This is a genomic window from Bacillus swezeyi, from assembly GCF_030908325.1.
Lineage (GTDB): Bacteria > Bacillota > Bacilli > Bacillales > Bacillaceae > Bacillus > Bacillus swezeyi.
The window spans coordinates 2,171,507-2,183,494 of sequence record NZ_CP133085.1; the positions used below are offsets into that span (position 1 = coordinate 2,171,507).

General features: G+C 45.7%; 10 protein-coding genes. 2 read left to right on the plus strand and 8 right to left on the minus strand.

Features of this window, described 5'->3' with window-relative positions:
• Nucleotides 1–10 precede the first annotated feature (10 nt).
• The 6 genes from narH to RBH91_RS10980 form a co-directional block, all read right to left on the minus strand.
• Entirely contained in the window at nt 11–1,480 is a 1,470-nt protein-coding gene (gene narH / locus RBH91_RS10955; protein WP_076760955.1) for a nitrate reductase subunit beta, read from the minus strand.
• A complete protein-coding gene (locus RBH91_RS10960) occupies nt 1,470–5,156 on the minus strand; it encodes a nitrate reductase subunit alpha (RefSeq protein ID WP_307894556.1) in 3,687 nt (1,228 codons plus the stop codon). The genes narH and RBH91_RS10960 overlap by 11 nt, the downstream gene beginning before the upstream one ends.
• A 171-nt stretch (nt 5,157–5,327) precedes the next feature.
• The gene (locus RBH91_RS10965) at nt 5,328–6,569 is read right to left on the minus strand and encodes a DUF438 domain-containing protein (RefSeq protein ID WP_307894557.1); all 1,242 of its coding nucleotides are present in this window, start codon (nt 6,567–6,569) and stop codon (nt 5,328–5,330) included.
• The gene (locus RBH91_RS10970; RefSeq protein ID WP_076760958.1) at nt 6,566–6,808 is read right to left on the minus strand and encodes a DUF1858 domain-containing protein; all 243 of its coding nucleotides are present in this window, start codon (nt 6,806–6,808) and stop codon (nt 6,566–6,568) included. Before RBH91_RS10970 ends, RBH91_RS10965 begins: the two co-directional genes overlap by 4 nt.
• Nucleotides 6,809–6,899: 91 nt before the next feature.
• Entirely contained in the window at nt 6,900–8,003 is a 1,104-nt protein-coding gene (locus RBH91_RS10975) for a TIGR04053 family radical SAM/SPASM domain-containing protein (RefSeq protein ID WP_076760959.1), read from the minus strand.
• Between the two features lie 109 nt (nt 8,004–8,112).
• Nucleotides 8,113–8,580, minus strand: coding sequence for a cyclic nucleotide-binding domain-containing protein (locus RBH91_RS10980; RefSeq protein WP_307894559.1), 468 nt, complete (start codon nt 8,578–8,580; stop codon nt 8,113–8,115).
• A gap of 149 nt (nt 8,581–8,729) precedes the next feature.
• On the opposite strand from RBH91_RS10980, the gene RBH91_RS10985 reads away from it, so the two are divergent.
• Nucleotides 8,730–9,452: a YwiC-like family protein gene (locus tag RBH91_RS10985; protein ID WP_076760961.1), complete on the plus strand. Its 723-nt coding sequence runs from the start codon at nt 8,730–8,732 to the stop codon at nt 9,450–9,452.
• Between the two features lie 33 nt (nt 9,453–9,485).
• On the opposite strand, the gene RBH91_RS10990 is transcribed toward RBH91_RS10985, so the two are convergent.
• On the minus strand, nt 9,486–10,199 hold the full coding sequence (locus tag RBH91_RS10990) for a fumarate/nitrate reduction transcriptional regulator Fnr (RefSeq protein WP_076760962.1): 714 nt from the start codon (nt 10,197–10,199) through the stop codon (nt 9,486–9,488).
• Between the two features lie 145 nt (nt 10,200–10,344).
• The gene (locus RBH91_RS10995) at nt 10,345–11,529 is read right to left on the minus strand and encodes a nitrate/nitrite transporter (RefSeq protein WP_307894560.1); all 1,185 of its coding nucleotides are present in this window, start codon (nt 11,527–11,529) and stop codon (nt 10,345–10,347) included.
• A gap of 219 nt (nt 11,530–11,748) precedes the next feature.
• Here RBH91_RS10995 and RBH91_RS11000 point away from each other — a divergent pair, with 219 nt between their 5' ends.
• Nucleotides 11,749–11,988, plus strand: coding sequence for a DUF2164 domain-containing protein (locus RBH91_RS11000; RefSeq protein ID WP_307894562.1), 240 nt, complete (start codon nt 11,749–11,751; stop codon nt 11,986–11,988).

Below are 11,988 nucleotides of genomic sequence, written 5' to 3' on the forward strand. Positions count from 1 at the left end.
TCACTCCAGTTTATAGGTTTTGACAAGAGCCGGGTCCTCCGGCAAATGATAACCCGCAGCTTCCTTGTTCCATATATAAATCTGCTACTTCTTCGCGATGGGCGTTTGGAATAACGAAGCGGTCATCATATTTTGCGATCGCCAGCAGACGGTACATGTCTTCAATCTGCTTCTCGGTTAAGCCTGTATTTGCAATGAGATCAGGGTCCACCGATTTATTCGTCTGGTTTGCCCTCATATACATGCGCATCACAGACATTTTCTTTAATGTGGTTTTAATATGGTGTGTATCTCCTGCTGTCAGCAGATTCGCCAAATATTCAATCGGAATCCGCATTTGATCAATGGCAGGGAAGATATCTTCCGCAGATTGAGCCGTTCCTTTTCCTTCAAACATGTTCATAATCGGGCTGAGCGGCGGAATATACCATACCATCGGCAAAGTCCGGTATTCCGGATGAAGGGGCAGGGCGATCTTCCAATCGATGATCATTTTGTAGATCGGTGATTTTTGCGCTGCTTCAATCCACTCTGCCGGAATGCCTTGCGCTTTGGCTTCTTCTGCGACAAGGGGATCATTTGGATCAAGGAAAATCTCCAGCTGTGAGTGATACAAATCTTTTTCATTTTCCACTGATGCCGCTTCCTCCACTTTATCGGCATCATAAAGCATGACACCGAGATAGCGGATTCGGCCGACACATGTCTCAGAACAGATTGTCGGCAGCCCGGCCTCTAAACGAGGGAAGCATAATGTGCATTTTTCCGCTTTATTTGTCTGCCAATTGAAATACACTTTTTTATAGGGACAGGATGAAACACAGTGTCTCCATGAGCGGCATGCATTCTGGTCAACCAGTACGATCCCGTCTTCTTCGCGTTTATACATTGCTCCTGATGGACAGGAAGAGACACATGACGGATTGATGCAGTGTTCACAGATACGCGGAAGGTACATCATAAAAACGTCTTCGAATTCGGTCTTAATCGATTCTTCCATTTTTTTGACGTTCGGATCTTCAAGTCCTGTAATATGCCCCCCGGCAAGGTCGTCTTCCCAGTTCGGGCCCCATTCAAGGTTCATGAAGTCTCCCGTAATGGAAGACTTCGGCCTTGCAACAGGCTGGTGCTTTTTCTCAGGGCTGTTTGTCAGCGTTTCATAATCATAGTTCCAAGGTTCATAATAGTCATCTATCGTCGGCTGATAGGGGTTGTAAAATAGATTCATGAGCCGGGTTGCTTTGGCGCCTGATTTCAGCTGCAGCTTGCCTTTTTTAAGCTCCCAGCCGCCTCTGTATTTATCTTGGTCCTCCCATTGTTTAGGGTAGCCGATGCCCGGTTTTGTTTCGACATTGTTAAAGTACATATATTCTGCACCGGCCCGATTTGTCCAAGTGTTTTTGCATGTGACGCTGCAAGTGTGGCAGCCGATGCATTTGTCAAGGTTCATCACCATCCCGATCTGCGCTTTAATCTTCAAGCCAATCGACCTCCTTCAATTTTCTGATCACGACATTGAGGTCGCGCTGATTTCCTGTCGGCCCGTAATAGTTGAAGCCGTAGCTGAGCTGTCCATAGCCGCCGATCATTTGCGTCGGTTTGACATGGATGCGGGTCGGGCTGTTATGAGTGCCGCCGCGGTTGTTTGTCAGCTTTGTGCCGGGAACGTTGATATGCCGGTCCTGGGCATGGTGCATAAATGCCATTCCTTGCGGGATCCGGTGTGATACGACGGCCCTTGCGACAACGACACCGTTTCGGTTGAAGCATTCAATCCAGTCGTTATCTTTAATGTCGGTTTCCTCTGCATCGTCTTTGTTCATCCAGACTGTCGGCCCGCCTCTGAAAAGGGTGAGCATCGGCAGGGAATCAAAGTACATGCTGTGCACCGACCATTTATTATGCGGTGTTAAATAGTTCAAGACGATTTCTTTTCCTTCTTGCTCAGGACGTTTATTCGAGAAAGGGCGGTGAATCAGAATCGGTTTGAATGTCGCCATATTTTCGCCGAATTCGGTCATCATTTCATGGTCGAGATAATAAGACTGCCGGCCTGTCAGTGTTCTCCACGGAATCAGCTTTTCAACATTTGTCGTAAATGGAGAATAGCGTCTGCCGCCTTTTTCGGAACCGCTGAAAGCAGGGGAGGTGATCACAGTTTTCGGCTGGGCCGATATTTGTTCAAATGTGAAATGTTCCTCTTCACGTTCTTCAGCTAAGTCTTTCAATTCAAGGTTCGTGATTTTCTCAAGTGATTCCCACGCTTTGACCGCTACTTTACCATTTGAAGTAGAAGAGAGGCTCAAGACCGCTTCCGCCGCCTGTTTTGCATCGTTGATGACAGGGCAGCCTTTTGCAATCGTGTCTTCTGTTACGACTCCGAGCGTTTTTTTAAGGGCGTTGTATTCCGCTTCAACGGACCAGTTCATTCCTTTTGTGCCAAAAGGCTGTTTGACTACATTTGGCCCGAGAGCTGTCATCTTATTGAAAACTTGCTTGTAATCTCGTTCAACAACATGGATCTGCGGCATTGTTTTGCCCGGAATGGCAGGACAGTCGCCTTTGCTCCAATCTTTGATTTTCCCCAAAGGCTGTGCCAGTTCCTGAGGCGTATCATGAAGCAGGGGAGTGGCAACCGCTTCTTTTATCGGTTCCATGTCAACTTCTTCAGCCAAATTGGAAACCGCTTTTGCCAATGCTTTAAAGATGTCCCAATCAGATTTAGACTCCCATGGCGCAGATATCGCCGGGTTAAACGGATGGATGAACGGATGCATATCCGTGCTGCTGAGATCGTGTTTTTCATACCAGGTTGCCGCAGGCAGCACAATGTCGGAGTACAGTGCGGTACCGGCCATCCGGAAATCAAGATTGATCAATAAGTCGAGTTTTCCTTCCGGCGCTTTGTCGCGCCATTTGATTTCTTCCGGACGGATGCTGTCATCGTCTTCATTCATCAGCCCGTTCGTTGTGCCGAGCAAATGCTTTAGAAAATATTCGTGGCCTTTTCCCGAGCTTGAGATCAAGTTGGCTCTCCAGACAAACAGATTTCTCGGGAAGTTCTTTTCATTGTCAGGATCTTCAATCGCAAATTGAAGCTTTTTCTCCTCCAGCTGTTTCGCGATGTAAGTCCCGACTTCTTTGACGTTCTCGGCGCCTGCCTGTTCCGCTTCTTTGTACAGGTCAATTCCGTTTTTTTCGAAAGTCGGATAGGAAGGAAGCCAGCCGAGTCTCGCCGCCAATACATTATAATCAGCATGGTGCTTGTAGCGGGACGTTTCCGCGATTGGAGAAGCGAGTCCGCTGATCTCCTGGTCCTCGTAGCGCCACTGGTCGGTGGCGAAATAGAAGAATGAAGTTCCGTTTTGCAATTTGGCCGGTCCGCCCCAGTCTTTGGCCGTGGCGATCGTCTGCCATCCTTCGGCCGGGCGGAGCTTTTCCTGGCCGACATAGTGAGCCCAGCCGCCTCCATTAACGCCTTGTGCGCCGACGAGAAGAACGAGATTCAATACAGCCCGGTAAATGGTGTCGGAATTAAACCAATGGTTAATACCGGCGCCGACGATGATCATTGAGCGTCCATCTGTATCAATCGCATTTTGCGCAAACTCTCTCGCTATTTTGATGACCATCTCGCGCTTGATTCCTGTAATCGGTTCCTGCCAAGCCGGTGTAAACGGTACAGGGTCCTCAAAGGATTTGGCGGCCTGTCCGCCGATTCCGCGGTTGACGCCATAGTTGGCGAGAATCATGTCAAATACGGTTGAAACGAAAACTTCTTCGCCGTTCAGCTCGATTTTTTTAATCGGAAGGGGCCTTTCAAGCACTTTGTTCCCATCATGTGAGAAATAAGGAATTTTGACCGTGCCGATCATATCTTCATTGCCCAGCATGGAAAGACGAGGCGAGATCGGCTTTTCTGTTTCTTCATCGATCATGCGCAAATTCCATTTTCCTTTGCCGTCCCAGCGGGAGCCCATGGTCCCTTGCGGTATCGCAAAGCCATCTGTGTCTTCATCCCAGACGGCCGGTTTCCACTCATCATGTTCTGTAGTGCGGCCGATATCTTTTGCATGCAGAAAACGGCCGGTGGTGAATTGTCCGCCTTCTTGCTTCAATGTCACCAAAAACGGGAAATCTGTGTATTGTTTTGCATAATCAAAAAAGCGCTCTGTCTTTTGATTGACATAAAATTCTTGAAGAATGACATGGCCCATGGCCATCGCAAGTGCGCCGTCCGTTCCTTGTCTGATGCTCAGCCAGTCATCAGAGAACTTGGAGGATTCAGCAAAATCAGGGCTGATCGAAATAACCTTTGCCCCTTTATAACGGGCTTCCGCCAAAAAGTGGGCATCAGGCGTTCTTGTCAGCGGCACATTTGAACCCCATGTCATAATGTAGCCGGAATTGTACCAGTCACTGCTTTCCGGAACATCAGTTTGATCTCCCCAAATTTGCGGTGATGCAGGAGGAAGATCGGCATACCAGTCATAGAAGCTGAGCATCGGCCCGCCGATCAGCGACATAAAGCGAGAGCCTGCCGCATGGCTGAGCATTGACATAGCAGGAATCGGCGAGAAGCCGACATTGCGGTCAGGTCCGTATTTTGTGACGGTATACAGAAGGGAGGCGGAGATCAGTTTTAATACTTCGCTCCATTCAGCACGGACAAAACCGCCTTTTCCGCGCGCCTGTTTATAGGCTTTTGCTTTTTCAGGATTTTCGACAATCGATTTCCAAGCTTCCAAAGGGTTTTTGCTTGTCTTTAGCGCCTCGCGCCACATTTGGATCAGCACGCCGCGGACATATGGATATTTGACACGGAGCGGGCTGTAAATATACCAGGAAAAGCTGGCTCCGCGCGGACAGCCGCGGGGCTCAAAGTCAGGCATATCAGGACCTGTTGAAGGGTAGTCAAGGCGCTGTCCTTCCCAAGTGACGATCCCGTTTTTGACGTAGATATTCCAGCTGCAAGACCCGGTACAGTTCACCCCGTGAGTTGAACGGATCACTTTATCATGCTGCCATCTATTTCTGTATACGTTTTCCCAATCACGGTCTTCATAAGTGGTTTGGCTGTGTTGGTTAGAATGATGTTCAATAGGAGAGAAATAGTTTAATCTCCTGAAAATCGGACTCGTGTTCTTTTTTTTCATTGCTGTTTCACTCCTTTTGTCAATGCTGCTACCCTCACTATATACGGAGGAGAAACAGGACCTTGTTAACTTTGTCACAATCTCGGCTTATTTCACTAATTTGTCACATTTTCGGGGAAGCGGATAAAAAAACAGCCTGCTCTTTTAAAAGAAAGCAGGCTGCCGCTCGTTTCATTCACTGGAATTTAAAATCCTTTTTTCCCCGGCAATCTCCTGGATCGGGGCGATATTCTGGGTGAATTCCAATGTGCCGATGTAATGGCTGTCTTCATCGCGCACAGCAAAGTAGCGGATGAAAACATATTTATCTTTGAACTTGATCCAAAAATCCTCGACATCTTTTTTACCCGATTTAAAATCCTCGAGAAGTTTGTTGACGATATGAACGCTTGCCGGCGGATGGCAGTTTTGGACGGTGCGGCCGATCACGGCTTTTGTTCTCGCGAAAATCCGTTCTTTGCCGTGGGAGAAGTAGCGCACAACATCGTTTTCATCAATGAAGGTGATGTCAACGGGAAGATGATTCAACATTTGTTCAAGCTGTGATACAGATAGAATTCCGGTAGGGAGCTTGATATATCCGTGAGCCGTCTCTTCATTTGTTTTGAGATGAAGGCGTTCCGGTTGCCAGACGGCTTCAGGCGCTGTCAGGCAATATCCGATTTCATCGCTTTCAGCTGCTATTTTCAGCCATTCATCTTCAGTCAATGTGCGGAGGGCCATCGGCAGGAGAATATTCTCTTCCTTGTAGATCATCTCTGTGCCTTCCTTAATGATAAAGCCGAGCTCGCGAATGACTTCATCTTTTTTGTCAGGTGTGTAATCTTCTAATAAACGCTTGACTTCTTTGATGCTTTTGCGGATAAAATCGTCAACTGCCCACATCACCTGGCTGGGCCCTGTGATTCCGTACTTTTCCAAGTAGGGAAAGAGGAGATTCTCTTTTCTGCTGTAATGCTTGTCAACATCTGCAAGCAAATTTAAATCTCCGATCAGCTTAAGAATGTTTTCTGTATCGTCTTCCTTTACAAAGCGATCGAGATGAAGCTGAATTTTAAAGTTTAAAAGGAGATCAATCTCTTTATTTTCTTTTATGAACGTATGAACCGGGTGGCCGGGCTGCTGATCAGCTTCAGTTCGGTGAATGTCTTCAATCGAACCTTTGAAGACGGATGCATGAACAGTGCAAAGCTTTTGGATTTCTTCAGGTGTGATGCCCTCTTCCTGCATTAAAGCTTGTTCCAATTGGGCGATTTCCTCGGCATTGACAGAACCAAAACCTTGTTTGAAGCGCTTTTTTACCTCATCGAGAGATTTTCCTTTATGGAGGTCGATGATGATCTCTTTCAGCTGCTGTTTTCGTTCGTTTGACATGTCTTGATGTACTTCCCGGTTGTTGATGAATTCGCTCATTGTTTGTCTCCTTTCCAAACGGGGTCAAATCCGTGCTTTTTTAATATGTCTAACACAAGCGTCAATTCAATTTGCTTCATCCTCGCGCCTTTTGGTATTGTCATGATGCGCCCGGCTGTTTCAAGCATGCCGGGCTTTGTAATGTTTTCAAAGCCGATGTCCTTCATCAAGGTTTTTAATTCAGGATGCAATGTGCAAAGTTCGTAAACAGAATCGTTCAAATCTAGTTTTTTATTCAGAAGGGATCACATCCTTTGAAATTGATGATCATTCTCATGTTTAACAATACGACAGGTGCGGTCGGAAAATTGTGATACAGATCACAATGCTCTAGCGCAAAGCTTTCGGAATATAGATGCAGCTTGGATCGCTGGCCAAATAATCGCCTGTCAGAGCATAGGCCCGTGAGCGTGATCCCCCGCAGACATGGCGGAATTCGCAGACACCGCATTTTCCTTTGAATCCGTCCGGGTTTCGCAAATCCTTGAAAATCGGCGACTCACGGTAAATTTCTGCCAGTGGCTGATCACGGATGTTTCCTACTTTAACAGGCAGCAGCCCGCTTGGATACACATCACCGATGTGGGAGATAAACATAAATCCATTTCCGTCATTGACGCCTTTCGGTGCGCGGCCCAATCCGCCGATCGCATCAATTTTGCCTTTTTGTAAAGCGTGCTCATAGCGGATTTGCATGTGGGGTTCTTTCGTTTCCCGCATTTTTTGCTGGATGACGACCCGTCTATAGTGCTGGGCTGCAGTTGTTTTGATATCAAAGGGCGCCTCTTTGGCTAAGCGGCTGAGCCAAAGAAATGTTTTTTCATGATCTACAGGGGAAATCATGTCGTCTCGTTTGGCGCGGCCGGTCGGAACGAGGAAAAACACACTCCACAGCACACAATTTAATTGTTCAATCAGCTTGGCCATTTCATCCAAATAATCGATATTGTAAGTTGAGATGACGGTGTTGATCTGCAGGGGCAAATTGAACTCATGGATATATCGAATCGCTTTCATCGTTAAATCAAAAGAGCCGTCTGTTCCTCTAAAATGATCATGGATCTCGCGGTTCGGTCCGTCTAAGCTGAAAGCCCAGCGCGATAAGCCGATATCTTTGGCGGTTTTGATGGCTTCCTTCGTCACATTCGGGGTTGCACTCGGCGTCATTGATACCCGAACGCCTTTTTGGACGGCATACTCAATGATTTCGAACACGTCTTCTCTCATTAATGGATCGCCTCCGGTCAGCACCAAGAGGGGGTTGTTCATTGAATAAATTTGATCGATTAAAGCTTTCCCTTCTTTAAGCGAGAGCTCCCGCGGGTCTCGAGTGTTTTGAGCTGATGCCCGGCAGTGAAGGCATTTCAGTTCACACGCCCTTGTCAGTTCCCAAATGACGATAAATGGAGCTTCCTGAAAATCACACTGTATCATGTTTGATCTGTCCTTTCCTTAAGCAATTATGTGTATCATATCGGAAATGAAGATGAAAAAAAGTTAAGTAGATCACATTTGAAATGGGGGAGAAGGGAAGGGACCCTTCTCAATCTTCGTTTTCTGAGGAGGAATGGAGATAACGTAAAAATAGCTGATAGGAAAAATATAAATTTTGCTGGAGAAGAATGAGAAAATTCAACTGCAATTGCTCATTGTAGGTCATCATTTTTTTAAATATGTTAAATGGAATTTCAAGAACGGCTGTTTCTGCGGCAGTTTTTACTGAAATAAACGGAGATAAAAACGGTTCTCCCTTTTGGTCAATGGGAAAAACATCGCCTTTTTCCCATTCGGCGATGGTGCGTGATTCTTCTGGAAGCCTTCTATCTGTAAAATGCACTTCACCTTTCAAAACAAAATAAACGGCTTGTGAATGAAGAAACGACCGAGGAGGGTGCGATGAGACGATATCAATCACCTTTCCGTTTTTCAGCAGCTTTTTAATGATGGGAAGGGGCACCCCAAGAAACATCGGAAGATTTTTCAGAAATAATAAATAGTCAAACCGATTCATAGAACTTCCTCCTTCTTATATGTTAGCTCCAGTATAGAGTGATAGGCTATAAATGGCAGTGATAAAATTCACATCTCGCTATGCAAAATGTCACTTGGTAATCGAGATAAAATTTTTATAATGTAATAGAAAAGAAGGGAGGATGTGTGATGAAAGTGTTGATACCGAAACAGCACGGCGCTTGGGCGATGCTTGTGATTCCTTTTCTGCTCGGTATGGTCGGCGGGGGAGCGCATTTGCGGCATATTCCGCTGTTTGTCGGCTGGCTGTTTCTTTACCTTGCGGCTTTTCCTTTGACGATGATCGCGAAAAAGAAAAATATCGCATATTATCAAAAATGGGCAGTGGCCTACAGCATTCCGGCCGTCTCCTTGTTGCTTGCCTCCGTTCTGATGGAGCCCGGGCTCGTGTTGCTCGGATTGTCGCTGTTTCCGATGTTTCTCATCAATCTTTATTATGCAAGGAAAAATAACGACAGGGCGCTGTTGAATGATATCGCGGCGATCATCGTGTTCAGTGCGGGCGGGCTTGCCAGCTATTGGACAGGGGCCGGAACGCTGGACGGCTGGGCATGGTTCGTTTTTACTCAATCCATCCTGTTTTTCGTCGGCAGCGCCTTTTATGTGAAATCGATGATCCGTGAAAAGAAAAATAAGCGGTTTAAATGGTATTCATGGGGCTATCATGTGATTTTGCCGTTTTTATCAGTGGTGTTTGGGGCCGGATGGGCGGTTCTCGGTTTTATTCCGAGCAGCATCAGGGCGCTGCTTTTATACGGGAGGAAACTGTCGGTGAAGAAAATAGGCATCCTTGAATTGGTGAATGCCTGTGTCTTTATGGCGGTGGTCAGCGTGTTTTTGCTTACAATATAAAAACAAGGACAATGTTCACTGTCCTTGTTTGTTTTAGTCAATGTTGCATATGATGACCGGACAATTTTCACAGTCAATCTCCCGTTTTAAATAGCTGAGCTGATGGATCACGATTTTTCCGGAATCCTCAATCGAAATCACACCGTTTTTCCGGAGATCGCTCAGCATGCGGTTGATGCTCTCTCTTGCGGCAGCACAAAATTTCGCCAGATCCTGATTGGTCAGAACAATATTAATAAGTATCCCGTCGCTTCGCGCAACGCCGTAGCTGTTTGCAAGGCGGATCAGGGTGGAGTAGAGCGCCCCCTTTTTCCCATTGAGAAGAAGGTCGCGGATTTTTGATTGGATCTTTCGTAAATGAGTGCTTATCCATTTCATGAATTCAAAGGTTAAGGCTCCATTTTGAATCAGTTCTTTTTCGAGTTTTTCTTTATTGATAACTAACACTTCGCCATCTGAGAGGACTTTAGCGCTCAGCATATATTTCGCTTCATCAGAAAAAAGCGTCAGCTCTCCGACAATATCATTTTTTTTGCACATTCTAAGCGTCAGTTCTTTTCCATCCGACGTTAATTTTCCGATTTGGACGAGTCCTGACTGAATGAGATAAAGTTCCTCTGCATCCATACCTTCTTGAAATAGGTAAGTATCCTGCCGGATTTTTCTTTTGGTGCTGATCGATTCCAACAAATGATGCAGATCGACTGAGAGCAGATCTGTGTCAGATTTTCGAACAGGCATATTCATTGAGCGTCACCCCTTTTGCAGTTCTATTGTAACGTTAAATAAGCCTGAGTGATCTTTCAAAAATAACAATCTTGTGAACGAATGACAAAAGACCTAAAAATAACCTGAGATCATTGATCTCAGGTCATTTTGCTGCTGGACGGTTTTATAAATTGCGGGCATTTGTTTTCGATGCTGTTTTGCTCATTTCCTGAAAATACATCCAGACGACAATGACAAAGCTGGCAAGCGCTGCTTCCGAAAGCGCCATAAACCCAATCGCATAATGGCCTGTCGTCTGATAAACGCTTGATAAGATCAGAGGCGGGAAGAAACCGCCTAAACCGCCCATTGCTGAAACGATCCCATTGACAATGCCAGCCTGTTTTGAGAAATAAAGCGGCACAAGCTTAAAGACGACACCATTTCCGATTCCGGCGCATACGGCAACCGTCAAAACGCCGAATCCGTAAAGAGTGAGGCTTGGAGAAAAGGCCAATAAAATGCCTGATAATGTGCACCCCGCAAATACATACATTAAGAGCTTCAGCGGATTGAACTTATCCGCGAGCCAGCCGCCGACAGGTCTGAGAAATGTGGCAACAGCGATGAAGCCGGCGGTTCTGAGCCCTGAATCAACGGGATCGAGCCCGAAGTGATTCACAAGAAAGTTCGGAAGATAGACTGTGAAAGCTACAAAAGAGCCGAATGTGATAAAGTAAAATAAACTTAAAAACCATAGTTTTTGATTTTGATAGACGGCTTTGATTTGATCTTTTACAGAAATTGCAACCCTTGTTTCTTTCTTATCTCCAAATAAAAAGTTCAGCAAAAAAAATACGGCGACTAAGATCAGATACATCCGGACCGTATTCGCCCATCCTGCGGTTTTGGCGATCACGGGAGCGGCAAAAGTGGTAATCGCCGTTCCGATGTTTCCGGCTCCATAAATACCATTGACAAAACCATGTTTTTCTTTAGGGTAATACTTTGGCAGTGATGTCACCCCGATGGAAAAGACCGCTCCGCTGATCCCGAGGAAAAATCCGCCGACGACTAAATCGGATAATGAATCAGCCGTGCTGATCCAAAAAATCGGGAACAGGAGTAACAAAAAACTGATCATAAACGTCATTCTTGCCCCAAATTTGTTCGTATAGTACCCAAGCGGAATCCGAAGCAGTGATCCAAGGATGACCGGGATAGCAGTAACAAGGGAAATCTCACTTTCGGTCAGGGAGATATCCTGCTTAATATGAGGCATTAAAGATGAAACCAGCACCCAAACCATAAATCCTGCCACTAAACTGAATGATTGTAGTGGTAATTGCATTTTTTGACGATTTACCATTACGGCTTTGCTCCTTTCAAAGGGAAAAATAAAATGATCAATCAGCACGTTTATCTTACAAAAAGTCTTTTAAAAACATTGTGAACAACATCACACGGTAATCGGGCTGATTCATGTTTAATAGCGGTAATGTAAAGAAAATGTTAGACCCATAAAAAAATATATCGTCCATTTATGAGCATTTTCGTTTATCATAAAAATAAAAAGGGAGTGCGTTTCGTGCTTTTACAGCTGACACAGGAAGAAAAACAGGCCGTCATGAGCGAGATCAAACGCTTTTATCTTGAAGAGAGGGGAGAAGAGGTCGGAGATATTGCGGCGATTCAGACGTTTGAATTTATAAAGGAAAAGCTCGGCCCTTACTTTTACAATCAGGCGCTAAAAGACAGCCGCAAGGTGGTAGAAGAAAAAGCGGCAGCTATTGAAGAGGAGCTTTTTGCCCTTGAAAGGCGTCTTTGA

Coding starts and splice junctions, on each gene's coding strand:
- RBH91_RS10990 (WP_076760962.1), bottom strand. CDS start 10,199: ATGAATATGCCTGTTCGAAAATCTGACACAGATCTGCTCTCAGTCGAT.
- RBH91_RS10985 (WP_076760961.1), top strand. CDS start 8,730: ATGAAAGTGTTGATACCGAAACAGCACGGCGCTTGGGCGATGCTTGTG.
- RBH91_RS10960 (WP_307894556.1), bottom strand. CDS start 5,156: ATGAAAAAAAAGAACACGAGTCCGATTTTCAGGAGATTAAACTATTTC.
- RBH91_RS10975 (WP_076760959.1), bottom strand. CDS start 8,003: ATGATACAGTGTGATTTTCAGGAAGCTCCATTTATCGTCATTTGGGAA.
- RBH91_RS10980 (WP_307894559.1), bottom strand. CDS start 8,580: ATGAATCGGTTTGACTATTTATTATTTCTGAAAAATCTTCCGATGTTT.
- RBH91_RS10965 (WP_307894557.1), bottom strand. CDS start 6,569: ATGAGCGAATTCATCAACAACCGGGAAGTACATCAAGACATGTCAAAC.
- RBH91_RS10995 (WP_307894560.1), bottom strand. CDS start 11,529: ATGGTAAATCGTCAAAAAATGCAATTACCACTACAATCATTCAGTTTA.